This is a genomic window from Bradyrhizobium nitroreducens (assembly GCF_002776695.1).
In the GTDB taxonomy this organism is placed as follows: domain Bacteria; phylum Pseudomonadota; class Alphaproteobacteria; order Rhizobiales; family Xanthobacteraceae; genus Bradyrhizobium; species Bradyrhizobium nitroreducens.
The window spans coordinates 934,624-956,996 of the sequence record NZ_LFJC01000003.1; the positions used below are offsets into that span (position 1 = coordinate 934,624).

Annotated in this window: 20 protein-coding genes, 1 tRNA gene and 1 pseudogene; 16 read left to right on the forward strand and 6 right to left on the reverse strand. The window is 66.5% G+C overall.

All coding sequences use genetic code 11. The features are described from left to right. Positions 1 to 8: 8 nt before the first annotated feature. Complete coding sequence (locus TSA1_RS04680; protein WP_100175325.1) at positions 9 to 464, reverse strand: SRPBCC family protein; 456 nt, start codon at positions 462 to 464, stop codon at positions 9 to 11. Between the two features lie 101 nt (positions 465 to 565). On the opposite strand from TSA1_RS04680, the gene TSA1_RS04685 reads away from it, so the two are divergent. Beyond that, complete coding sequence (locus tag TSA1_RS04685) at positions 566 to 1,660, forward strand: adenylate/guanylate cyclase domain-containing protein (protein WP_100175326.1); 1,095 nt, start codon at positions 566 to 568, stop codon at positions 1,658 to 1,660. 71 nt (positions 1,661 to 1,731) lie between these two features. On the opposite strand, the gene TSA1_RS04690 is transcribed toward TSA1_RS04685, so the two are convergent. The 3 genes from TSA1_RS04690 to tsaD are packed head-to-tail and all read right to left on the reverse strand — an operon-like array spanning position 1,732 to position 4,198. Next, entirely contained in the window at positions 1,732 to 2,145 is a 414-nt protein-coding gene (locus TSA1_RS04690) for an EVE domain-containing protein (protein ID WP_100180969.1), read from the reverse strand. A 2-nt stretch (positions 2,146 to 2,147) separates the two neighbouring features. Then, complete coding sequence (locus TSA1_RS04695; protein WP_100175327.1) at positions 2,148 to 3,128, reverse strand: NAD(P)H-dependent glycerol-3-phosphate dehydrogenase; 981 nt, start codon at positions 3,126 to 3,128, stop codon at positions 2,148 to 2,150. Between the two features lie 2 nt (positions 3,129 to 3,130). Beyond that, positions 3,131 to 4,198: a tRNA (adenosine(37)-N6)-threonylcarbamoyltransferase complex transferase subunit TsaD gene (gene tsaD / locus TSA1_RS04700; protein ID WP_174719275.1), complete on the reverse strand. Its 1,068-nt coding sequence runs from the start codon at positions 4,196 to 4,198 to the stop codon at positions 3,131 to 3,133. A gap of 155 nt (positions 4,199 to 4,353) precedes the next feature. Here tsaD and TSA1_RS04705 point away from each other — a divergent pair, with 155 nt between their 5' ends. The 6 genes from TSA1_RS04705 to TSA1_RS04730 all read left to right on the forward strand — a co-directional run bounded on the left by TSA1_RS04705 (position 4,354) and on the right by TSA1_RS04730 (position 10,575). Beyond that, a complete protein-coding gene (locus TSA1_RS04705; protein ID WP_100175329.1) occupies positions 4,354 to 5,100 on the forward strand; it encodes a uroporphyrinogen-III synthase in 747 nt (248 codons plus the stop codon). 60 nt (positions 5,101 to 5,160) lie between these two features. Continuing rightward, complete coding sequence (locus TSA1_RS04710) at positions 5,161 to 6,354, forward strand: COG4223 family protein (RefSeq protein ID WP_100175330.1); 1,194 nt, start codon at positions 5,161 to 5,163, stop codon at positions 6,352 to 6,354. Between the two features lie 36 nt (positions 6,355 to 6,390). Next, positions 6,391 to 8,127: a heme biosynthesis HemY N-terminal domain-containing protein gene (locus tag TSA1_RS04715; RefSeq protein WP_100175331.1), complete on the forward strand. Its 1,737-nt coding sequence runs from the start codon at positions 6,391 to 6,393 to the stop codon at positions 8,125 to 8,127. Positions 8,128 to 8,224: 97 nt separating this feature from the next. Further along, positions 8,225 to 8,300, forward strand: a tRNA-Thr gene (locus tag TSA1_RS04720). Between the two features lie 184 nt (positions 8,301 to 8,484). After that, positions 8,485 to 10,074 (forward strand): F0F1 ATP synthase subunit delta, encoded by a 1,590-nt coding sequence (locus tag TSA1_RS04725; protein WP_245448101.1) that lies wholly within the window; start codon positions 8,485 to 8,487, stop codon positions 10,072 to 10,074. 108 nt (positions 10,075 to 10,182) lie between these two features. Then, complete coding sequence (locus TSA1_RS04730; protein WP_100175333.1) at positions 10,183 to 10,575, forward strand: hypothetical protein; 393 nt, start codon at positions 10,183 to 10,185, stop codon at positions 10,573 to 10,575. A gap of 73 nt (positions 10,576 to 10,648) precedes the next feature. On the opposite strand, the gene TSA1_RS04735 is transcribed toward TSA1_RS04730, so the two are convergent. Next, the gene (locus tag TSA1_RS04735) at positions 10,649 to 11,710 is read right to left on the reverse strand and encodes a polysaccharide deacetylase family protein (RefSeq protein ID WP_100175334.1); all 1,062 of its coding nucleotides are present in this window, start codon (positions 11,708 to 11,710) and stop codon (positions 10,649 to 10,651) included. 253 nt (positions 11,711 to 11,963) lie between these two features. On the opposite strand from TSA1_RS04735, the gene TSA1_RS04740 reads away from it, so the two are divergent. Next, a complete protein-coding gene (locus TSA1_RS04740) occupies positions 11,964 to 12,287 on the forward strand; it encodes a hypothetical protein (protein ID WP_100175335.1) in 324 nt (107 codons plus the stop codon). A 165-nt stretch (positions 12,288 to 12,452) separates the two neighbouring features. Beyond that, a complete protein-coding gene (locus TSA1_RS04745; RefSeq protein WP_100175336.1) occupies positions 12,453 to 12,668 on the forward strand; it encodes a hypothetical protein in 216 nt (71 codons plus the stop codon). A gap of 59 nt (positions 12,669 to 12,727) precedes the next feature. On the opposite strand, the gene TSA1_RS04750 is transcribed toward TSA1_RS04745, so the two are convergent. Next, entirely contained in the window at positions 12,728 to 14,416 is a 1,689-nt protein-coding gene (locus TSA1_RS04750; protein WP_100180970.1) for an MFS transporter, read from the reverse strand. Between the two features lie 136 nt (positions 14,417 to 14,552). On the opposite strand from TSA1_RS04750, the gene TSA1_RS04755 reads away from it, so the two are divergent. The 7 genes and pseudogenes from TSA1_RS04755 to TSA1_RS04785 all read left to right on the forward strand — a co-directional run bounded on the left by TSA1_RS04755 (position 14,553) and on the right by TSA1_RS04785 (position 22,287). Next, complete coding sequence (locus TSA1_RS04755; protein WP_100175337.1) at positions 14,553 to 15,929, forward strand: hydrolase; 1,377 nt, start codon at positions 14,553 to 14,555, stop codon at positions 15,927 to 15,929. 35 nt (positions 15,930 to 15,964) lie between these two features. Then, the gene (locus TSA1_RS04760) at positions 15,965 to 17,335 is read left to right on the forward strand and encodes a cytochrome P450 (protein ID WP_100175338.1); all 1,371 of its coding nucleotides are present in this window, start codon (positions 15,965 to 15,967) and stop codon (positions 17,333 to 17,335) included. 51 nt (positions 17,336 to 17,386) lie between these two features. Further along, positions 17,387 to 18,796: an adenylate/guanylate cyclase domain-containing protein gene (locus TSA1_RS04765; RefSeq protein ID WP_100175339.1), complete on the forward strand. Its 1,410-nt coding sequence runs from the start codon at positions 17,387 to 17,389 to the stop codon at positions 18,794 to 18,796. 165 nt (positions 18,797 to 18,961) lie between these two features. Then, positions 18,962 to 19,450, forward strand: a complete 489-nt coding sequence (locus tag TSA1_RS04770; protein WP_100175340.1) for a tellurite resistance TerB family protein — start codon at positions 18,962 to 18,964, stop codon at positions 19,448 to 19,450. A 228-nt stretch (positions 19,451 to 19,678) separates the two neighbouring features. Next, a complete protein-coding gene (locus tag TSA1_RS04775; protein WP_100180971.1) occupies positions 19,679 to 20,458 on the forward strand; it encodes an SDR family NAD(P)-dependent oxidoreductase in 780 nt (259 codons plus the stop codon). Between the two features lie 124 nt (positions 20,459 to 20,582). Next, a complete protein-coding gene (locus TSA1_RS04780; protein WP_100175341.1) occupies positions 20,583 to 21,377 on the forward strand; it encodes a glutamine amidotransferase in 795 nt (264 codons plus the stop codon). 97 nt (positions 21,378 to 21,474) lie between these two features. Then, positions 21,475 to 22,287, forward strand: a pseudogene (locus TSA1_RS04785) (enoyl-CoA hydratase). Positions 22,288 to 22,373: the final 86 nt, after the last annotated feature.

Here is a 22,373-nt window from a genome sequence, read left to right on the forward strand (position 1 = left end):
TCCCGCTGCTACGCCTTGTTGGAAACGCCCCGGTCGGGACCGGGATCACCGCCGGCGGCTGCGGTCGTGAGCCGTTCCATATAATGCGCCCATCCCGTTGCATGTGCGGCCGCCTGCTCCGCGGTCGGCAGCCCGCTATGGGTCATGCGCAGCAGCGTGCCGCCATCGCGCTCGATCAGGTCGATCTCGATGAGGCTCGAGCCGGGGGGCACTTCCTGGCCGCCTTCCCATCCGAACGTGTAGGCAAGGCGATGCACCGGCACGACCTCACGAAAGGCACCACGGGCGACGCCGCCGCGCGGGCCGATGCCCTTGAGCAGATAGAGCCCGCCGGGATGCGGCTCCGTGGTCGCGTCCGAGCCCATCCAGCCCAGGATCTTCTCGGGATCGGTCAGGTAAGCGAAAACGGTGGCGCGCGGGGCGGCGATCTGGGTCTCGCGTCGCACTGCGAACGGTTCGGTCATCGGGGAATATCCCTTCGCTGACAGTTGCACATGGCGGCGCCGAAGCGGCTCGTCAAGGATTGCCCGTGACAAACCCGGCTCGCCTTCGTCATGATCGAACCATGCAGCTGTCCCCGACCCTTGCCTGGCTTGTCGATGCCGCCTCGGACAGTGCCGGAGCGGATCGCCTGCTCGCGGAACTCGGCGCACATCTGGTCGCCGACGGCGTGCCGCTCGCGGCGGGCGCCCTGACGCTGGAGGTGCCGCATCCGCTGATCGCGAAGCGGACCTGGTTGTGGCGCGCCGACAGTGGTCAGGTGATCGAAGCGCTCGGCTTCGCGCCTGGCGGCCTGGCACCCGATCCGCCCAATGATGCCGGTCGCCGCTGGTTGCACGATATCGCGCGTGGCGAGGTGCACGAAGACGTCGTCGGGCGACAAGACGGGCCGTTGCTTGGCTGGATCGCGCCGCGTCCGTTCACCGCAGACGAAATCGGGCAACTGCGCGAAGCCGCGCGTTTTGCCGCGACGCCCCTCGCCGTACTCGCTGCGCGCGCCACGTTGCGGGCAACGCTGGATGCCTATCTCGGCAAGCGCAGCGCAGAGCGGGTGCTGGCGGCACCGCTGCGGCGCGATCTCGGCGAGACCATTCAGGCCGCGTTGCTCTATGCGGATTTGCGCAATTTCACGACCCTGTCGGACACCTCTCCGCCTGGAGAGGTCATCGCTGCGCTCGACGCCTGGTTCGACCGCATCGCAGGCGCCGTTCACGCCTTCGGCGGCGAGGTGCTGAAATTCATCGGCGACGGCGTGCTCGCGATCTTTCCAGTGGTCGAGGCGACCCCGCGCCACGCCTGCGAAGCCGCACTCCGCGCCGCGAGCGCCGCCGAAGCCGGGATGGTCTATCTCAACAAGGAGCGCGGCGCTCAAGGGTTACCGCCGCTGGCATTCGGTGCCGCGCTTCATCTGGGTGAGATGCTCTGGGGCAATATCGGTGCGGCCAACCGGCTGGATTTCACGGCGATCGGCCCCGCCGTCAATCTCGCCAGCCGCCTCGAGGGATTGTGCAAGCCGTTGGGACGGACCGTGCTGGTGTCGGGTGCGCTCGCCGCCGAGACGGAGATGCCGTTGATTTCGCTTGGGATGCGCGAGCTGCGCGGCATTGCTGCGCCCTGCGAGGTGTTTGCGCTGCCGGCGACGCAGGCTCTGCTATCGTAGCCCGCATGAGCATAGCGCCATGCGGGACCGGACCATCCCGGATGTCGCTTGGCGGGCTACAGCACCTGCGACTAGACCCCGCCCATCTTGCACACCAGCTTCCATTCCTCCGCCGTCACCGGCTGCACCGAGAGGCGCGAATATTTCACCAGCGCCATGTCTTTCAGTTTCGGTTCGGCCTTGATCGCGGCCATCGTCACCGGCGTCTTCAAGGGCTTGTCGGCCTTGATGTCGACGCAGACGAATTTTTCCGTCTTGTCGGTCGGATCGGGATAGGCTTCCTTGATGATCTCGACGATGCCGACGATCTCCTTGCCCTCGTTGGAATGATAGTAGAACGCCTTGTCGCCTTTCTTCATGGCGACGAGGTTCTGGCGCGCGGTGTAATTGCGCACGCCGGTCCAGGCCTCGCCCTTGGCGCCCTTCGCCACCTGCTGGTCCCAGGACCACACCGATGGTTCGGACTTCACCAGCCAGTACGCCATGCTCATTCCTCTGCCTTGAAGGGGCGCGTCAACAGCCCCGAGATCGCGGCGTCGATCGTGCTCCGGCCGCTCAGGATCGACGCGACCGCTTCTGATACCGGCATCTCGATGTTTTGCGAAGCCGCGAGTTCGATCAGCACCGGCGCGGTGAATTCGCCCTCGGCAAGCTTGCCGGCGGGCGGCTGCTCGCCGCGGCCGAGTGCGAGGCCAAGCGCGAAGTTGCGTGATTGCGGACTCGAGCAGGTCAGAATGAGATCACCGAGACCAGACAGGCCCGCGAGCGTCTCGCTGCGCGCGCCGAGCGCTCGGCCGAGACGCGTCAGCTCGGCAAAGCCGCGGGTCGTCAGCGCAGCCTGGGCGGAAGCGCCGAGCTTGCGCCCGACTGCGATGCCGACTGCAATCGCCAGCACGTTCTTGGCGGCGCCACCGATCTCGACGCCGCGGATGTCGGTGGAGTGATAGGGGCGGAATGTCGGCGAGCCCAGCGCTTGCACGAGGCGACTGGCCAGCGCCTCGTCCTTTGCCGCCAGCGTCACCGCGGTCGGCAGGCCGCGGGCGACGTCGTCGGCAAAGCTCGGGCCCGACAGGATCGCCGGCTGCGCGCCCGGCGCGGCCTCCGCGATCACGTCGGTCATGAATTTGTGGGTGCCGTGCTCGATGCCCTTGGCGGAGGCGACGATCGGCACCTCGCCTGTCAGATGCGAGGCCAGCATGTTGACCGCGCCGCGCAAATGCTGCGCTGGCGTTGCGATCAGCAGCATCTCCGCACGCGCCGCCGCGGCGAGATCGCTCGTGACGATGATCTCAGGAGCGATCCGCACGCCGGGCAGCCGCGGATTGTCGCGGGTCGAGGCGATCCGCGCGGCATGGTCGGCATTGCGTGCCCACAGTGTCACCGTGCGCCCGGCCCGCGCTGCGACAGTCGCCAGCGCCGTACCCCAGGCGCCGGCGCCGATCACCGCGACGGATTGGAACGCCAACATTGCTAATATCCCGCCCGCGTCTTGCCGTAGCCTGCCGGCGCCGTCGCGTTGGCGTCGAGCAGCCAGCGGGCGCGGGGCTGGGCCTCCATCGTGTCGGTCATACCGAGCGCAAGGCGCTCGGCGCCAGCCCAGGCGATCATCGCGCCATTGTCGGTGCAGAGCGCCGGCGGCGGCATGATCAATTGCGTTCCAGCCTGCCTTGCGACGTCATCGAGGGCGCCGCGGATCGCCTGATTGGCGGCGACGCCGCCGGCCGCGACCAGGGCGCGCGGCGCGCCGAACCATTCGCGGAACAGCCTGAGGCCGACGCTCAACCGGTCGGCGGTCGAATCGAGCACGGCGGCCTGGAAGCTCGCGCAGAGATCACTGATGTCCTGCGGCGTGATCTCGGCCAGCCGGCTCGCCTCGGTACGAACCGCCGTCTTCAATCCCGACAGCGAGAAATTGGCATCGGGACGCCCCTGCATCGGCCGCGGAAACGCAAAGCGCGTGGCATCGCCGCTTGCCGCCGCGCGCTCGACCTGCGGTCCGCCGGGATATGGCAGGCCAAGCATCTTCGCGACCTTGTCGAAGGCCTCGCCGATCGCGTCGTCGACGGTGGTGCCGAGCCGCACATACTGGCCGACGCCGGTGACTGCGACGATCTGGGTATGGCCGCCGGAGGCGAGAAACAGGCAATAGGGAAACTCGATTCCGTCGGTGAGGCGCGGCGTCAGCGCATGCGCCTCCAGATGGTTGACCGCGACCAGCGGCGTGTCGTGCACCATCGCGATCGCCTTCGCGGTGGTGAGCCCGACGATGACGCCGCCGATCAGGCCCGGCCCGGCGGCGGCCGCAACGCCGCCGAGGTCGCCGAAGCCGATGCCGGCCTCGCGCATGGCGCGATCGACGATGCCGTCGAGCAGATCGACATGGGCGCGGGCGGCAATCTCAGGCACCACGCCGCCGAAGCGGGCGTGTTCCTCGACCTGCGACCGCACGATGTTGGACAGGATCTTGCCGCGGCCGTCGTCCGCGCGCTCGATCACGGCCGCGGCGGTCTCGTCGCAGGTTGTTTCGATGCCCAGCACCAGCATTGGCGAATTGTTATCCAATTTGCGCCCTTGCGCTCATCCGGAAAGCGGAGTTCTGGTACGTCCGGTAGCATTCCGGGGCCAGATTGCGCAATCGTCACGCGCAGCCATCCCAGTGATGCGTCGCCGCCAATTGGTTCGGAACACGAGCGATGTCCATTCTTGTCACACGGCCGCATCCCGACAATGAGGCGACGGCGGAAAATCTGCGCGCGCGGGGGCATACGGTGATGCTTGCGCCGGCTCTCAAGTTCGAGCCGGTCGCCCTCCGTGACGAAAGTGAAGCCCCCTATGCCGCTGTCATTGTCACGTCGGCCAACGCGATCCGTGCCGTCGCACCGCAATTGCGGGATCTTGGTCTGCTGGAGCTGCCGTTGTTTGCGGTCGGCGAGCATACGGCCGCTGCTGCCCGCGACGCCGGCTTCGCCCAGGTGATCGTTGCCGGCGGCGATGCCGCGTCCTTGCGCGACAGAGTGGTGCAGAGCGCACGCGACAAGGTGCTGAAGAAGAAAAGCACGCTGCTGTATCTTGCGGGCGCGGATCTGTCGCGCGACCTCGGCGGCGAGCTTGGTGCGGACGGCTTCACCGTGATCACGCAGACGACCTATCGCATGGCACCGGTCAAGCATCTGCCGCGCGAAGTCTGCGAGGGCTTTGCCGCCCACGGGGTCGAGGCGGTGCTGCACTACTCCCGGCGCAGCGCCCGCGCGTTCCTGGATGCGGCGCGGGACGAAGGCGTCGAAATCTCGGCGCTGGCCATCCCGCAATGCTGCCTGTCCGAGGCGGTGGCGGACGCGCTGCGCGAGGCCGGCGCGTCGCAGGTTCTGGTTGCCGCGACACCGGACGAAAATGCCTTATTTGCCACCTTGGAGCGTGCTTTGCGGACCCGTTTGGCGTAAGAGGTCGGGCCGAATCCGACGTAATTGAGTCCCGGTATGGAAGTGTAAGGAACCGTCACGATGGCCGACGACAAGCCTGAAGACGCAGGATTGGCGCCCGACGCTGGTCGTGCCAAGCGCACTCCGCCCACCATCGACCTCGAAGCCACCGAAGTTTCGACCCAGCCGCAGGAGCCGGCGGTCGAGCCCGAGGCCCCGCCTGCGCCGGAGCACGCCGAGCCCGAGCAGGCCAAATCCGACCAGGTTGACGCAGAGCCGGAGCGCATCGAAGCGCAGGCTCCCGCGTCGTCGATTTCGCCCTGGGTCGTCGCGCCGTTCTCCGGCGCTGTCGCCGCGGCGGTCGTGATCGCAGTCGGCTGGATGCTGGGCTGGCCCGCCGTGCAGGCGCCGCCCGCCGCGCCGGAGGTCACGAGCGCCACGGTCGATGCGCTGAGCGGCCGCGTCACCGCGGTCGAAGCCAGGGCCGGCAAGCCCGTCGCCGATCCCGCCATGGCGGCACGGATCGACGCGCTGGAGAAGTCCGCAACCGGCTTGCGCAGCGACATCGCGAATCTGCGCGCGCAATTCGACAAGACCGCGAGCGCATTGAACGATGCGAAGTCGGCGCCTGCCGCGGCCGTCCCGGGCCTTGCCGCTCTCAACGATCGCATCGCGCAGCTCGAGCGCGCCAGCAAGACGGAGCGGGCCGAGCTCGCGCAGCAGGGCGAGAAGATCGCCGATAACAAGGCGATGGATGACAAGCCGTTGCGCTTCGTGGTGGCGGCCGCCTTGCTCGACGTCGCCGTTCGTCATGGCGACCCTTACCAGTCGCAGCTGGCCGCAGCGCGTTCGCTCGCCGCCAAGCCTGACATGCTGAAGCCGCTCGATGCGTTTGCATCGTCGGGCATCCCGACCCCGGTCGCGCTGAGTCGCGAGCTGCTCAACATCGTTCCGAAATTGTCGCCGCCAGCGGAGGCCCCCGCCGCGAATGCCGGCATCGTCGAACGCCTCCAGGCCGGTGCGTCGAAACTCGTTCGCATCGAGCGCACCGACGGCGTCGGCAACGATCGCGGCGCCATCGTCGCGCGGGTGACGGCGGCGGCGCTCCGCAACGATTTCGTGGAAGCGCGGCGCGAGCTCAAGACGCTGCCGGAGGCCGATCGCGTGCCGGCGCAGGCCTGGCTCGACAAGGCCGAGGCCCGCGACGCTGCGCTCGCCGCCTCTCGCAAATTCGCCGACGATGCCATGGCGGATCTCGCCAAATCTGCTCGATAAGATTCGCGCAACAATCGGCGCGTAATAGGGATCGCCATGCTTCGCATCGTCTTCTTCCTCGTCCTGATCGCGCTGGCGGCGGCCGGCGCGGCCTGGGTTGCCGACCAGCCGGGCGATCTCGTCCTGACTGCGGGCAGTTTCCGCGTCTCGACGACGCTTCCCCGATTCGTGTTCTTGCTTGGGCTCTTTGCCGCCGCCGTCGTGCTGGTCTGGAGCATCGTGACGACGATCTGGCGCACGCCTGGGCGCATGCGGCGCCGCCGCCACGAGAAGCGTCACGCGCGGGGGCGCCACGCCATCACCCACGGCCTGCTCGCGATCGGTCACGGCGACACCGCGCTCGCCCGCCGTCACGCCGAGGCGGCGCGGCGGCATGCACCGAATGATCCGCTCGCACTGCTCCTGCATGCGCAATCGGCGCAGCTCGAAGGCAATCGCGACGAGGCGCAGCGCGTCTTCCGCGCCATGGCCGAACGCGAGGACACGCGCCTGCTCGGCCTGCGCGGCCTGTTCATCGAGGCGCAGCGCGCCGATGATGCCGTCGGCGCCGTGATGATCGCGGAGGAGGCGATCAAGCTGTCGCCGTCCTCGACCTGGGCCTCCCATGCGGTACTCGGCTTCCGCTGCGCACGCGGCGACTGGAGCGGGGCGCTGGCGATTCTCGATTCGAACCTGTCCGCCGGCCTGATCGACAAGCCGGCCTATCGCCGCCAGCGCGGCGTGCTGCTCGCGGCGCGCGCGCTGGAATTGGAGACCATGGACCGCGACGTCGCGCGCGAGAGCGTGATGGAAGCCATCAAGCTCGCGCCGACCCTGGTGCCGGCGGCGGTGCTCGCCGCAAAATTCGAGAGCGAGGCGCATCAGGTGCGCCGTGCCATGAAGCTGGTCGAGGCCGCCTGGCTCGCCAACCCGCATCCCGATCTCGCGGAGGCCTATGCCCATGTGAAGCTCGGCGATTCCGCGCGGCAGCGCCTGCAGCGCGTCGAGACGCTTGCGGCGAAGATTTCGGCCGACAAGCCGGGCCATGTCGAGGGCCAGCTCGCGATCGCGCGCGCCGCGATCGATGCCTCCGAATTCGCCCGCGCGCGCGAGGTGCTGGCGCCCTACGTCAACGATCCGACCCAGCGCGTGGCGCTGCTGATGGCCGAGATCGAGCGCGCCGAGCATGGCGATAGCGGCCGTGCCCGCGCCTGGACCCTGCGCGCGGTGCGCGCCCGCCACGATCCGGCCTGGACGGCGGACGGTTATGTCAGCGACCGCTGGCGCCCGGTTTCCCCGGTCACCGGCCGCCTCGACGCCTTCCAGTGGCAGACGCCGGTCGCGAGCCTGCCCTCGGGCAGGGGCACCACGATCGAATCCTCCGCCTTCGAGGAAGCCATGCTGGCGGCGCCGCCGCCGAAGCGCGTGACGGTCGCTCCCAGCGAAGGTCCGGCGGAACCGCCCGTGGCGGCACCAGCCCCAGCCCCGGCCGCTCAGGACAATTCGCCCCCGAGCGCCATGGAAGAGCCCGCCGTTGTGACCGCCGAACCGGTCCAACCGGCTCCCGAGCCCGCCGAATCATCGCCTCCGGCGGCAACACCGGTGTTCCGGACCCGCGCCGACCTCGCCAAGCCCGCGCTGGCGCCGATTCCCGCGGTCATCCCGATTGTTCGGGCTCCCGACGATCCCGGGATCGATGACGAGGGCCCGAGCGATGAATTTACGGAACAAATCGGCACCCCCAAGGCCCAGGCCGGCGGCTGGCGCGGGTTCTGGTCGCGCTGGGGCGCGTGAGCCGCATTTCGAACCCGGCTTGTCCTTGCCAATTCGGGCCATGCCCGATATCAGGAGCGCGCGTATCGGGGTCGGCATCAGGCTCCGGGCAGGGTTCGCCGCAATAGCTCAGTCGGTAGAGCACGTCATTCGTAATGACGGGGTCGGGGGTTCGAATCCCTCTTGCGGCACCAGCGCCTCGATTTTCCCGGTCCTCACACGCCTGCGGTCTTCTCACTGAGGCCGGCTCGCGCGTTGCGCTCCGCCCTTGTGTCACTACGATGCGCTGCCGATGAAATGCGCGCGACGGGGCAAGTGCTGGGTACGGAGACGAGGGGCAGAACGGATTGGGGCGCATGGCTGCGGATCGCCGGCCTCGTGATTCTCGCCTCAGGCATCACCGCCGTCGTCGCCTCCAGATCGCTCGACGCCTCGCGGCTGCACGGGCGGCTATCCGTTCCTCCGCTTTATGACGACGTCTCCTATTTCGGCGACGCCGTCAGGTGGGTGAATGCCTTTGGAAGTCGCGGCGTCGCCGGCAGCATCTCGGACTTGCTGCATCACCATGCGCCGTTTTCGACTCTGGTGGCGGCCACTGGTTTTTGGTTGTTTCCCGAAACTTATGTCGGTCCTTATCTCGTTCATGCCGCGATCGTCTTCGGCTTCCTGATCGGGATCGTCTGGCTCGTTCGACGACGGCCGGTTCTCGAGATCGCATCGTGTCTGGTCGCGGCGGCTTGCGTGCCTGTGCTGTGGCACACGGTCACCGAGGCACGTCCCGATTTGCCCTCGGGTCTTGCCGTCGGTCTTGCTGCGGGAGCCATCGTCTACCGCGGCGTGCTCCGGCGCAGCACTTGGTCGCTGGCTGGCCTCGGCGTTGCCTGCGCACTCGCCGCCAGCATCAAGCCGACATCGTTCCCGGCTGCGCTCGCTCTGCTCGGCAGCGCATTCGCGATCCGGCTGGTCGTCGATTGTATCCAGGCCGGCGGATTGCGCCCGTCGCTCCGGACTGCACTCAGCGTGCTCGTGTGGTTCGTGCTGCCGTTGATCGCGACCGCGGCCGTACTGATCGGACCCGCAATGGTCGAGACCGTCACCTACATCCTCCTGGTGTTTGTCAGCCAGCGCGATCTCTGGACGACGGGCGAAGGTTTCTGGGTTGGATTGTTACGCTTCTCGATCGGTGGAGAAGGACGGTTCGGTCTGCATTACTGGTTCGCCATCGGGACCGGCCTGATGCTGCTGCGTCTAGTGCTCGCGTCGATCTGCGGAAGCGCAGCGCTGCGCGATGCCCTTGTCCTGCTCGTGTCCGTGCTGATCGCCTATGCCATCCCCTCCGTCGCGGCGATCAAGACCTACTATTTCGGTGCGATGTTCTATGGCCTGTTCGTCGTCGCGATGGTCCTCAATGGGTGCGCCAGTGCGGCGCTCATCGAAGAGCTGCTCGCCCGCCTCGGCTTGAGCAACGAGATCCGCCGCTACCTCCTCACGGCGGGCCGGGTGCTGGCGCTTGCATTTGTTCTCCAGCTCTTCCTCAGGCATGTCGTCGTCGGTCAGATCAGCACGGCGACGCCGCTGAGCGCGCAGCAGCAGGAGAGCATCCGCCTCGCGACCGAACGGCTCTGGTCCCTGCTGCGCGAGATCAAGCCGCAAACGCCCGGCCCGCTTTATGTCGGCTTCTCCAGCCCTTATCCGGTGACGTCGGCGACCATCCAGCTCTACGCGGCGCGGGCGAAGATGAATCTCGTCATCCGCGACGAGCTGTTTTATCGGAGCGCGCAAGAAACGGGCGATGCGTTGTTGCGGTCGGAGATTCTGGTGCTCTCGAGTTCGATCCAGCACACGCTGGTCGGGCCGCGCGTTGGCGACGAGCTGATCGCCCGCATGGACGCGGAGAAGGGCCTCTGCCTGCTCGACAGCATGAGCTTTCCGGACGTGAGCGTGCGGGTCTATCGACGCGGGTGTTGACCGCGGCATGCCGGTTCGAAAATGTACCGCGCTTATGTGAGGCCAATCACTTAATCTCCAGCACGGCGTCCGTAGTATCCCGAGCACGCAAACACGGGGAGATTTCACATGCGCAAGATCATTCTGGTTGCCGCCATGGTCCTGGTTTCCGCCTCTGCCCAGGCAGACGGCTCCCGCAGCCTGTCGCTGTCGGCGGCGGGTGCTCAGGCTCCCGCGCCACTGACCACGCCGACCTCGGCGACCACCTCCACGCCGCAGGCGAGCGAAGCTGTGCCGGCCACCGAGGCGCCGAAATATTCGGATCGTCCGCCGGCAGTGTCGCTCTCCGCGCCGGCCACTACGACCGCTCCGGCGGCGACCACGCCGCCGCCGACTCCGGCGCCGGTCGCGACAACCAGGCCCGCCAACAAAAAGACGGCGAGGGCGGACAAGCCGAGGTCCAAGCGCTGGACCGAGGGCCGCATCATCAGCGAGCTGCACCGCCACGGCATCTATTGGTAAGCGGCTCGCCAAAAGCAAATGGCCGGGACAAGCCCGGCCATGACGCAAGAATTCTGGATCGAACCGATGGCGTTTACTGCGACACCGTCTGCACCACGCTCGAGATCGGACGCGTATTCGTGCTTGCTGTCGGCACCTTCATGTCCTTCATCAGCGCTTCGTCATACTCCGGCAGCGACTGCAGCGTCGTCTTGGCCTTCATCTGCACGACCTTGTAGCCACCGGCCTTGAGGCGCGCGAGCAGCGCCGGCAGCGCGATGCCGGTGTTCTTCTGGAAGTCGTGCATCAGGATGATGCCCTTGCCGAGCTTGTCGAGCCGCGTCATCACCGTCTCGATGATCTTCTCCGGCGTGGCGCCCTTGCGGAAGTCGAAGGAGTCGACGTCAGTCGAGAACATCGCGACGTTGCGGGTACCGAAATAGCTCACGATCGCCGGATTATGCTGAAGCTGCGGGAAGCGGAAGAACGGCGCAGGGTTGGCACCGAGCGCGAATTTCACCGCGCTGACGCCCTTCTCGACCTCGTCCTTGGCCATCTGTTCGGTCATCTTCTTGCCGTTCAGATTGACGTGCGACCAGGTGTGCGTGCCGACCGTATGGCCCTGGGCCAGCACCTGGCGCAGGATTTCCGGATGATAGGTCGCATGCTTGCCGACCGAGAAGAACAGGCCCTTGGTGCATTCGTCAGCGAGCGCCTTCAGCACATTCGGCGTGTTCACCGGCCAGGGGCCGTCGTCGAAGGTCAGTACGACCTCCTTGTCGGTGAGGAAGTCGAATTGCTTGAAATGATCGAAGCCGAAGCCGGGGCCGCCGGTGGTGTCGATCTCGACCACGCGGGAGACGCCCAGCGCATTCGGATTGGCGCAGGCCTGCTTCGGCTGGACCGGCATGACGGGAGCTGGCATGGGCGCGGGTGCCTGGGCAATCGCTGCCGGCTTCGCCGGGACCGTCGCGGTGGTCTCGACGTCATCCCTGGCGGCGAACTTCGCCGGTGCCGGCAATGGGTCGGCGGCACGGGCTGCAACTGTCTTGGGAGCGCCCTGGTCGGCGCGCGAGGAATAATAAAACCAACCGCCGGCGGCGATCACGACCGCCGCAAGGACACTGGCCAGCATCAGGCCCAACGCATTACGCATCGCTACTCTTTCCAATTACGCAACCAAACCTGCGGAATTTCCCGCGCGACGAGCCATTAATGCGAAGTAACAGTTAACGTGACACCAACACGACGGCGGTTGTGGAGGAATTTCAGACAGCTGCGCCAAAGTGACCAAGGTCACAGTCGGGGCGCGGCACGTGATGGTCATCACAGTGGAAACTGTTTTGCTGGAGCATCGTAGTTCCCATCAACAACGGGCGCCGTTGCGACGGCGCCAATGGGAGCTTCAAATGACCAAGTCGCTGAAAACCACGTCGCTGAACACCAAGTCCTTCTCTGCCAGGGTCCGCGACACCAGCCTGGCCCTCGGCTTCGCCGCCATCGTCTCGCTGGTCTCGACGACCTCGAGCTTCGCCTTCTCGGCCGAGGCGCAGCAGATGTGCACCGGCGATGCCTTCCGCCTGTGCTCGTCGGAAATCCCCAACATCCCGAAGATCACGGCGTGCATGATGAAGCATCGCTCGGATCTCAGCGCCGGCTGCCGCGCGGTGATGGACAAGGACCTCGCCAAGGGCGCCTCGCGCAAGGTCGCTGACGCCCAGGACAGTCAGTAACGCGCAACGACATCGTTGCGTTGGTTAGCTCCCCTCGCGATGTGCCCCGGCCTTGTGCCGGGGCCACGCGGCGGCACGCCTCCCGCTCGGCAATAAAGCCGTTGCAGGTGCGGGATCGTCGCACTAGCTTCCCCGCACATCTTTCCGGGTAAGAGGCATTATGCGATGACCAGATTTCTTTTCGTTGTTTCCTTGCTCCTGTGCGCGTCCGCCGCGTCAGCGCAACAGCAGCCCGGCCATGATGCCTGCGCGCGCGACGTCACGCGCTTCTGCCGCGCCGTGATGAACAATGGCGACGGCGCCGTGCTCGCCTGCCTGAAGCAGAACCGCCCGAAGCTGAGCAAAGGCTGCGAGAAGGTGCTGACCGAGCACGGGCAATAAAGCATACCCTCGTCATTCCGGGGCGTGCCGTAAGGCGCGAGCCCGGAACGAAGAGAGTCCTACGTGCTGCTTCCCGCCGCTGTCGCGACCACCGGCAACACCTCCGCGCTTGCGCTGTCCGGCGTCTCGTCCTTCCAGCGCACCGAGCCGAACGGACGCTCCAGCATGCGGCGGATCCGCACCGGGTCCGGGCCGATGTGGAAATCGATCGCCTGTTGATGCAGCGCGCGTTCGGACTGGGTCGAGCGGTTGCGCTGGCGCAGGTAATCGAACCAGGTCGGGCAGTGATAGCGTTCGGTCCACAATTCCGGATCGGCGATGTCGCGGGCGATCGACCAGCCATAGGCGCCGTTGCGCTGCCGGGAGAGCTGCACGTCCTGCATGACATTGTGGAACGCGCGCGCGTTGTCCTGCGCCACGCGATATTCGATCTCGACCACCAGCGGGCCGCTGCGGCCCGTCAGGGACAGCTTCACCTCGGGATCGGCCAGCACGTCGGCATCCTCGTTGCGGGCACCGACGCGCGGCATCGTCAGCCAGATCCCGAGCAGCGGCGAGATCAGCATCAGGCCGGCGGCCGTCAGCAGCGCGATCTCGACGCCGGCAAAGTCGGTGAGATGGCCCCAGCCCCAGGCGCCGATCGCGATGCCGCCGGAAATCGAGGCCTGGAATGCCGCGAGCGAGCGGCCCGCCACCCAGCGCGGCGCCGACAGCTGCACGCCGATGTTGAACAGCGCGATGGCGGCCATCCAGACCGCGCCGGCCAGCACCAGCGCCGTTGCCGTCAGCACCGGCTCCGTGCTCAGCGCAAGCGCGGCCATCGCGAACGCCATCGAGATGGTGCAGGCGCGGATCGCGGCCTCGCCGCTCATGCGCTTGCGCAGTTCATGGATATTGAGTGCGCCGACGACAGCGCCCATACCGAAGGCGCCCAGCATGATGCCATAGGTCTGCGCGCCGCCGTGCAGCAGATCGCGCGCGACCAGTGGCATCAGCGCCATGATGGCGCCGCCGATCAGGCCCATCACCAGCGTGCGCAACAGCACGATCTTGATCGGCGGCGAATTGGTGATGTAGCGGAAGCCCGAGACCATGGCGCGGTTGAGCTTTTCCCGCGGCAGCCGCGAGGGCTCGACCGAGCGGCGCCAGAGCAGCAGCACCACGAGAAGCGGCAGATAGAGAAGCGCGTTGCAGGCAAAGGCGGCCACCGCGCCGAGCGCGGCGACGATGACGCCGCCGACCGCGGGGCCGAAGCTGCGCGCGATGTTGTAGCTGATGCCGTTCAGCGCGACCGCCGAAGGCAGCGCATCGGGCGGTACCTGCTCGCTGACAGAGGACTGCCACGCCGGGCCGAACAGGGCGTTGCCACTGCCCACCACGAAGCAGAAGGCGAGCAGCGTTTCCGGGGTGATGAGATTGAACCCGGCCAGCACCGTCAGCGCCGTCGCGCCGGTGAGGGCGATCATCAGCGAGACCAGCGTGACGATGCGGCGGTCATACATGTCGGCAATGGCGCCGGCCGGCATCGAGATCAGCATGATCGGAAGCATCAGGGCGGTCTGCACCAGCGCGACCTTATCGGCCGATGCCGCCATCTGCGTCATCGCCCAGGCCGCGCCCACGCCCTGGATCAGGAGGCCGAGATTGGAGAGCAGGCTGGCGAGCCAGATGCGCCGGAACACGGTGTAGCGCAGCGGCGCGGTGATGCCGTCGGCGGCCATTTTCTGACGGTTCGGCGGCTCGGTCATATCCCCTTCCATATGGGCTGGCAGAAGTGGTGCTGGCGATTCCGGCAAATTCAGTGATGCCTGCGAAAGTCCTTCGCTGTCCAGTGGTTAGGCCGCTATAAGCGGTGCAAAGAGGCGGTTTGCCGGGGAGGAACAGATGAAGCTGTCGCGACGGACGATCCTGCAGGGGGCGGGCAGCTTGCCTTTCGCAATTGCGAGCTTGCGGACGGGCGCATGGGCTCAATCAGCGCCGGCGGCTGCATTGCCTTCGGACCCGCCGCCGCCGATCCTGTTCGTCCACGGCAATGGCGACTACGACGCGCTCTGGATGACGACGCTGTGGCGGATGGAATCCAACGGCATCGCGCGCGATCGCATGATGGCGATCAACTTCACCGACCCCAATGCACGCGCCGACGACAAGGTCGAGCAGGCGAACCGTTCCTCGACCGAGGACCAGCGCCGCGAGCTCGCTGCCGCCATCGCCGAGCTGAAGCGCCGGACCGGCGCGTCCCGCGTGGCGCTGGTCGGCAGCTCGCGCGGCGGCTATGCGATCCGCAATGTCATCAAGAACGGTGGCGCCGGCGATGTCAGCCACGCCGTCTTGTGCGGCACGCCCAATCACGGCGTGTTCGCGACCGACGATCAGCCGAACAACGAGTTCAACGGCCGCGGCACGTTCCTGCGCGGCCTGAACGAGGGCGAGAGCGAGGTGACGCCCGGTGTTGCCTTCCTCACCTTGCGCAGCGACGGCATGGACAAATACGCGCAGGCCGACGGTCGCTTCATCGGCAAGCCCGGCACGCCGACCGGCGTCACCAATGAAGGGCCGGAGCTGAAGGGCGCCACCAATCTCGTGCTCGGCGCGCTCGACCATCGCGAGGTGGCGTTCCATCCGCGTGCCTTCCGGGAGATCTACAAATTCATCGCGGGTCGCGAGCCTGCGCGCATTGCGATCGTGCCGGAGCCGGCCGTCAAGCTCAGCGGCCTCGTCACCGGCACGCCCGGCGGCGTATCGACCAACCGCCCGGTGGCGGGTGCAACCGTCGATATCTTCCGCGTCGATCCTGATACTGGTGAGCGTAATGGTGCCGCCGTGCATAGCGCAAAGACCGGCGCCGATGGTCGCTGGGGGCCGGCGCAGGTCGAACCCTTCTGGGCGCTCGAATTCGTCGTGACGTCCCCAGATGCGCCGACGACGCACGTCTATCGCTCGCCTTTCCCGCGCTCCTCCGACGTCGTGCATCTGCGTGCCGCGCGCCCGCTCGGTCCCGCCGACAAGGATGCCGGCGCGGTCGTGATCATGTCGCGTCCGCGCGGCTATTTCGGTCTGCCGCGGGACGTGGTTTTGTTCGACGGCAAGGAGCCGGCCGACGTCAAGCCGGGTGTACCCACGGATTCGGCAGCGACGTTGCGTCTTCCAACCAGCGAGGTTGGGCGTAAATTCGTGGCCCAGTTCGGCGAAGAACGGATTGTGGCACGGGCCTGGCCGGCCTCGGAAAACAGGATTGCGATTGCCGAGCTGACTTACTAGCTATTGACCTGCGTCACACCTCTCGGGAGAGAGCCATGAACATCGCCAGCGTGCGTCGGCCCATCATCCCTCCCGCTCCCCCGCGTGCGCCCGACGACATGTCGTTCTTCGGCCGGCTTGCCGTGATCCGGCACAACATGATCGCGACCTGGGGGCAGCGCGCCTATGAGGAAGACGTCATCAAGGGCCGCTTCTTCCTCAGCAACAGCTTCATCCTGAACCAGCCGGACGCGATCAGGCACGTCCTGCTGACCAATTACGAGAACTATACGCGCACGCCGGCGGGGATCCGCATGCTGCGTCCCGTGCTGGGCGACGGCCTTCTGATCGCGGAAGGTCACTCCTGGACGTTTCAGCGCCGCACCCTTGCGCCGGCCTTCACGCCGCGCGCCACCGCCAATCTCGTTCCGCACATGACGGCGGTGCTCGACGAGACCATCGCGAAGCTGGAGGCGCGCTCGGGGGAAGACATCGACCTGCGCGAGGTCATGCAGCGCATGACGCTGGAGATCGCGGGACGCACGATGTTCTCGTTCGGCATGGACCAGCACGGCACGACCTTGCGCAACTTCATCATGGAATATGCCGCCCGGCTCGGACGGCCGTATTTCCTCGACATGCTGCTGCCGGTGTCGTGGCCAAGCCCGATGGATTTTGCCCGCGCCCGTTTCCGCAAGCGCTGGACCGAATTCGTCGCGATGCTGATCGCCGAGCGGCGCAAAGCCGGCAAGAAGGACGGTGCGCCGCCGCGCGACCTGTTCGATCTCATGGATGCGGCGCGCGACCCCGAAACCGGCAAGGGCTTTTCCGACGAGCAGCTCGTCGACGAGGTCGCGACCATGATCCTCGCGGGTCACGAGACCACGGCGACGGCGCTGTTCTGGGCGCTCTATCTGCTCGCGCTCGATCCGGAGACGCAGGAGGAAGTCGCCTCCGAGACGCGCGGCGAGCATCTCGACAGCATCGCCGACATCGACCGGCAGAAATTCACCCGCGCGGTGATCGAGGAGACCATGCGGCTCTATCCGCCGGCATTCCTGGTCGCGCGGGCCGCGCGCGAGAAGGACAATGCGGCCGGAATCGAGATCGGCAAGGGCGACATCATCATGATCGCACCGTGGCTGCTGCACCGGCACGAGAAGCTGTGGGACCAGCCGAACGCGTTCATTCCAAAGCGCTTCATGTCGAAGGAAGCGCCCGATCGCTTCGCTTATCTGCCGTTCGGCGCAGGTCCGCGCGTCTGCATCGGCGCGCCGTTCGCGCAGGCCGAATCCGTGCTGGCGCTGGCCCGGCTGATCGGCGCGTTCCGCGTCGAGCTTGCCGATACGACCAACCCCGTGATTCCGCTCGGCGTCGTCACGACCCAGCCGGACCACTCACCCATGTTCCGCATCACGCGTCGGTGACAGGCCCCTCGTCTGGCCGACGGCGTGATGCGCCCTAGATAGAGTTGCGCCATGAGCGACATCCAGGCCCAGTTTTCCGTTCTCAAGCAGACCGCCGACGCGAAGGTGGTCGATGCGATTGCGCGTCTGATCGAGGATGGCGAGGATCACGAGCTCAACCGCGTCAACGTCCTCGACTTCGCCACGCAACATGCCGTCGACGAAGAGCACGCGATCTCGGCCTTTCTGCACGCGGCGCGGCTCGGGCTGTTCGATCTCGGCTGGAACGTGCTGTGTCCGGGCTGCGGCGGCGTGCTGGGCGCGCACACGACGTTGAAGGCGCTCAAGCCGGACGATTATCATTGCGCGCTCTGCGCCTGCGGCTACAAGGCCTCCGTCGACGATCAGGTCGAGGTGTCCTTCACCGTGAATCCGAGGGTCCGGCGCATCGCGGCGCACGATCCTGATACGCTTCCGGTGTGGGAATATTTCAAGCAGGTATTCTGGAGCTCCGGCGTCGACTTCAACAAGGAATCATTCGCGACACTGGCGAACGAGGTGACGCTGGATACGATGGAGCTGCCGGCGGGCGAGAAGGCGACGATGTCGCTGCAACTGCCTGGTGACTTCGTCATCATCTTCGAGCCGGTGACGCACGCCGCCCATTTCATCGACGTCCAGGGCGAGCCGACCAAGGACCGCCAGCAGCTCGCCATCATGTACAACAAGGTGCAGGCCCCGACGGGGACCACGACCATGCGGCCCGGCCCGCTACGGCTGTCGCTGGAGAACCAGGCGGGCGTGCGCGTGCTGCCGTCGGTGTTCATCGCGGCCGAGGCGCTCCACCATCTCATCGGCAAGCGCAAGCCGTTCCTCACCGCCAAGCGGATGCTGTCCAACCAGACGTTTCGCGACGTGTTCAAGGCGGACAATCTCAGTCTCGACCAGCGGCTCCAGATCACCTCGCTGACCTTCCTGTTCACCGACCTGAAGGGCTCGACCGCGCTCTACGAGCGCGTCGGCGATCTTGCCGCCTTCGATCTCGTGCGCGCGCATTTCCATGCGCTGCTCGAGATCATCTCGTCGGAGAAGGGCGCAGTGGTGAAGACCATCGGCGATGCCGTGATGGCGACCTTCGTCCGTCCCGAGCACGCCATCGTCGCCGGCTTGCGGATGCGCGCGGCCATGGACGCGCTCAACAAGCAGCGCGGTACCGACGATCTGATCGTCAAGATCGGCATCCATGAAGGACCGTGTCTTGCGGTGATGCTCAACGAGCGGCAGGATTATTTCGGCCAGACGGTCAACATCGCCGCCCGCGTGCAGAGCCTGTCGACCGCGCAGGAGATCCACATCACCGGCCCGGTGCTCGATGCGCCGGCGGTCGCGGCAATACTCCAGCAGCGCGAGATCAAGCCGATCCAGAAGCAGGCCGCGCTGCGCGGCATCGCCGACAAGATGGTGGTTTACGAGATTCCGTGAAGAATTTCCGTTGTCGTCCCCGCCCAATGCGCAGCGGCCAGATTGCCGAAACGTAATCCGGCGCGCGGAACTGCCGCACGTTGCGCCGGTTGAGTATCCTGCTCATATAATGCTGGTAACAGCCGCCCTCCCCCCTCGCGGCTGCATCGATTTCGGTAGGATCTCATGCTCGACGGCCTGCGCCAATTCATCGCCGACATCGTCGCCCCCAACGACCAGAGTCGTTCGTTCGGCGACAGCGATTATCGATTGGCGGCGACGGCGCTGCTGGTCCACGTGGTCTCGCTGGACGGCCAGCCGACGGCGGCCGAGCAGCGCAAGCTGCACAGCCTGATCGAGAGCCATTTCGGGCTCGATCACGGCACCGCGGATCGCCTGATCGCGGACGCCACCCAGGTCGAGGGCGAGGCGGTGGATCTCTATCACTTCACCAGCGTCATCATGCGCTCGCTCGACGAAGAGGGCCGCAAGCGCATCGTCCGGATGATGTGGGAGCTGGTTTATGCCGACGGCCAGGTGACCGAATTCGAGGACAACGTCGTCTGGCGTGCCTCCGACCTGCTCGGGATTTCCCAGCGCGACCGGATCGACCTGAAGCACGCTGTGGCCGAGCGCGTCGGTGGCCAGGTGAAGGATGGTGCCGTCGGCGGCTGACTTGTCCCGGCCGGCGGCCTGACACGCAAGTCACATGACGAAATTTTAATGTAGGCCGCACCTTCCTCCCGGTTTTGCGGATTCGCCTGCAAATACCGGTCTTTCCTGCTCCCCCTGTCGCCCGCTCAAGCGGCCATGCCGCCAGCGCCGCTTGCCTGTCGCGCACGGCTTATGCTCTCGTTCGGCCATTGCCGGGGCCAAAGACTTCAATTCAAGAGAACTTCGATCGTGACTGAGCGGGTAACGTTGATCACCGGTGCTTCGGCGGGCATAGGTGTGGAGCTGGCACGCGTGTTCGCCGCCAATGGACATCGTCTCGCATTGACGGCGCGGCGCGCGGATCGATTGGAGGCGCTTGCGAACGAGCTCGCTGCCAGGGGCGGCAAGAAGCCGATCGTGATCGCCTGCGATCTCGAGGATCCCGCCGCCGGCGAGGCCATCGCAGCAGCGCTCGCGGCCGAAGGCGTCGAGCTCGATCACCTCGTCAACAATGCCGGCTTCGGCGTGTTCGGTGATGCCATCGAGCGCGACCGCGACGAGCAGATCGGGATCGTCGAGGTCAACGTGCGGGCTCTGACGGATCTGTCGCTGCGCTTTGCCGATCAGCTGATCAGGAACAAGGGCGGTCTTCTCAACGTCGGCTCGGTTGCAGGCTTCCTGCCCGGCCCCGGCATGGCCGTTTACTATGCCTCCAAGGCCTACGTGATTTCCTTCACCGAAGCGCTTCGGGCGGAGCTCGCGCCGCGCGGCGTTCGCGTCACCGTGCTTTGCCCGGGCCCTGTGCCCACCGAATTCCAGGCGCGCGCCGGCGTCGGGTCGCAGCACAATACGGCCCTTCTCAACGTTTCGGCCGCCGATGTCGCGCAAGAGGCTTATCGTGGCCTGATGACCAACAAACGGGCGGTGCTGCCCGGTCTCGGCATCAAGATTGTGCCGTTTGCGCTGCGCTTTTTCCCGCGCGGCTTCATCCTGGCTGCCACCAGCCGGTTCCAGAGGCGCCGGAATTAGAAAAGTCCGCAGCCGCCGTAGTGGCCCGGAGCTTGCTTCACTATCGTTGTGTGCGCGAACTCACACGATGTTAACCATCGCTTAGCTATGCTGGCGGTCTGAACCGATAGCACTCGCAGAGGCCATGTCGTTCCGGACGGACAGGTTTGGTGGCGCAGAATTGGTGCCCTTCCGAAAGAGGGTGCCGAGCACTGCCGCCTCCGAAAGCCGGTTGCCGGTCTTGATCGTCCTGCATCAGGAATCTTCAACCCCCGGCCGCGTCGGCAACGCGCTGCGCGCCCTCGGTCATCCCCTCGACATCCGCCGTCCCCGCTTCGGCGATCCGCTGCCCGAGACGCTCGACGCTCATGCCGGCGCCGTGGTCTTCGGCGGCCCGATGAGCGCCAACGATCCCGACGACTACATCCGCCGCGAGATCGACTGGCTCGAAATTCCGCTGCGCGAGCAGCGGCCGTTCCTCGGCATCTGCCTTGGGGCACAAATGCTCGCCATGCAGCTCGGTGCGCGCGTCGCGCCGCATGCGGAGGCGCTGACCCAGATCGGCTACTACCCGATCCGCCCGACCGCTGCCGGGCGCGCGCTCTGCCCGGCCTGGCCGGCGCAGGTCTATCATTGGCACCGCGAGGGATTCGAACTGCCTGTCGGCGCGGAGCTGCTGGCAGAAGGCGATGATTTTCCGGTGCAGGCGTTCCGCGCCGGCAACGCTTTCGGCGTGCAGTTTCACCCCGACGTGACCTACGCGATGATGCATCGCTGGACCACGCGCGGCTATGACGGCTTCAACGCGCCCGGAGCGCGGCAACGGCACCATCACTTCGCGGATCGTGCCGTGTACGATGCCGCAGAGCGCGCCTGGCTCGATCATTTCATCGACGGCTGGCTCGCGCGCCGGCCGGTGCTGGCGCAAGCGGCCGAGTGATCGCGTCTTCGCGCAAGTCCCTGCCTTACCATTGGATATGCTAGGCTCATTGCTAACGAGCGCGCGCGAACGCGTGCCGGCAGACAGGGAGAGCGCCATGGCCTACGAACACATCCTCTACGAGGTGAGCGACAAGGTCGCGACCATCACGCTCAACCGGCCCGATCGCATGAATGCGTGGACGCCGATCATGGAGCGCGACGTTCGCCATGCCATGGAAGCATCGAGCGCCGACGACAATGTCCGCGTCATCGTGCTCACCGGCGCTGGCCGTGCCTTCTGCGCCGGTGCCGACATGGATGCGTTGAAGGGGCTCGACCCCGACGACGTCAGGCGCGCAACGAATCTGCCGCCGTTCGACATGAACCGGCGGCCGGACTGGCAGACGCGCTATGGCTATTAACCCTCGATCAGGAAGCCGGTCATCGCCATGCTCAACGGCGCGACCGCAGGCATCGGCCTCGTTCACGCGCTCTATTGCGATTTGCGCTTTGCCGCCGACAATACGGTGTTCACCACAGCCTTCGCGCGACGCGGTCTGATTGCCGAGCACGGCATCAGCTGGATGCTGCCGCGCATCGTCGGCCACGCCAACGCGATGGATCTCCTGCTTTCGGCCCGGCGCGTGACGAGCGAGGAGGCGTTGCGGATCGGCCTGGTCAACCGGCTCTGCTCGCCGGAGAAGCTGCGCGAGGAGACCTACGCCTATGCGCGCGATCTCGCCGATTTCGTCTCGCCAAGTGCGATGGCCGTGATCAAGCGCCAGCTCTACGAGGTGCCGTTCCAGACCCTGGCCGAGGCCACGACCGAGGCGAACAGGGAGATGATGGTGGCGCTGGGCAGTAGCGATTTCCGCGAGGGGGTGGCGAGCTTCATGGAAAAGCGGCCGCCGCGGTTTACGGGGAGGTAGGGGGGAGGATCGGGGGATAGTCCGTCTTCGCCCTGCGGGCTTCGCCGGACACCACGCTTCGTCCTTCGGGCGCCGTCGTGGCTGCG

Bases quoted from the DNA above. Each gene is read 5' to 3' on its own strand.
- TSA1_RS04740 (WP_100175335.1), top strand. From the start codon at position 11,964: ATGACCAAGTCGCTGAAAACCACGTCGCTGAACACCAAGTCCTTCTCT.
- TSA1_RS04755 (WP_100175337.1), top strand. From the start codon at position 14,553: ATGAAGCTGTCGCGACGGACGATCCTGCAGGGGGCGGGCAGCTTGCCT.
- TSA1_RS04735 (WP_100175334.1), bottom strand. From the start codon at position 11,710: ATGCGTAATGCGTTGGGCCTGATGCTGGCCAGTGTCCTTGCGGCGGTC.
- TSA1_RS04780 (WP_100175341.1), top strand. From the start codon at position 20,583: ATGTCGTTCCGGACGGACAGGTTTGGTGGCGCAGAATTGGTGCCCTTC.
- TSA1_RS04745 (WP_100175336.1), top strand. From the start codon at position 12,453: ATGACCAGATTTCTTTTCGTTGTTTCCTTGCTCCTGTGCGCGTCCGCC.
- TSA1_RS04750 (WP_100180970.1), bottom strand. From the start codon at position 14,416: ATGACCGAGCCGCCGAACCGTCAGAAAATGGCCGCCGACGGCATCACC.
- TSA1_RS04760 (WP_100175338.1), top strand. From the start codon at position 15,965: ATGAACATCGCCAGCGTGCGTCGGCCCATCATCCCTCCCGCTCCCCCG.
- TSA1_RS04765 (WP_100175339.1), top strand. From the start codon at position 17,387: ATGAGCGACATCCAGGCCCAGTTTTCCGTTCTCAAGCAGACCGCCGAC.
- TSA1_RS04685 (WP_100175326.1), top strand. From the start codon at position 566: ATGCAGCTGTCCCCGACCCTTGCCTGGCTTGTCGATGCCGCCTCGGAC.
- TSA1_RS04680 (WP_100175325.1), bottom strand. From the start codon at position 464: ATGACCGAACCGTTCGCAGTGCGACGCGAGACCCAGATCGCCGCCCCG.
- TSA1_RS04690 (WP_100180969.1), bottom strand. From the start codon at position 2,145: ATGGCGTACTGGCTGGTGAAGTCCGAACCATCGGTGTGGTCCTGGGAC.
- TSA1_RS04710 (WP_100175330.1), top strand. From the start codon at position 5,161: ATGGCCGACGACAAGCCTGAAGACGCAGGATTGGCGCCCGACGCTGGT.
- TSA1_RS04695 (WP_100175327.1), bottom strand. From the start codon at position 3,128: ATGTTGGCGTTCCAATCCGTCGCGGTGATCGGCGCCGGCGCCTGGGGT.
- TSA1_RS04715 (WP_100175331.1), top strand. From the start codon at position 6,391: ATGCTTCGCATCGTCTTCTTCCTCGTCCTGATCGCGCTGGCGGCGGCC.
- TSA1_RS04705 (WP_100175329.1), top strand. From the start codon at position 4,354: ATGTCCATTCTTGTCACACGGCCGCATCCCGACAATGAGGCGACGGCG.
- TSA1_RS04770 (WP_100175340.1), top strand. From the start codon at position 18,962: ATGCTCGACGGCCTGCGCCAATTCATCGCCGACATCGTCGCCCCCAAC.
- TSA1_RS04730 (WP_100175333.1), top strand. From the start codon at position 10,183: ATGCGCAAGATCATTCTGGTTGCCGCCATGGTCCTGGTTTCCGCCTCT.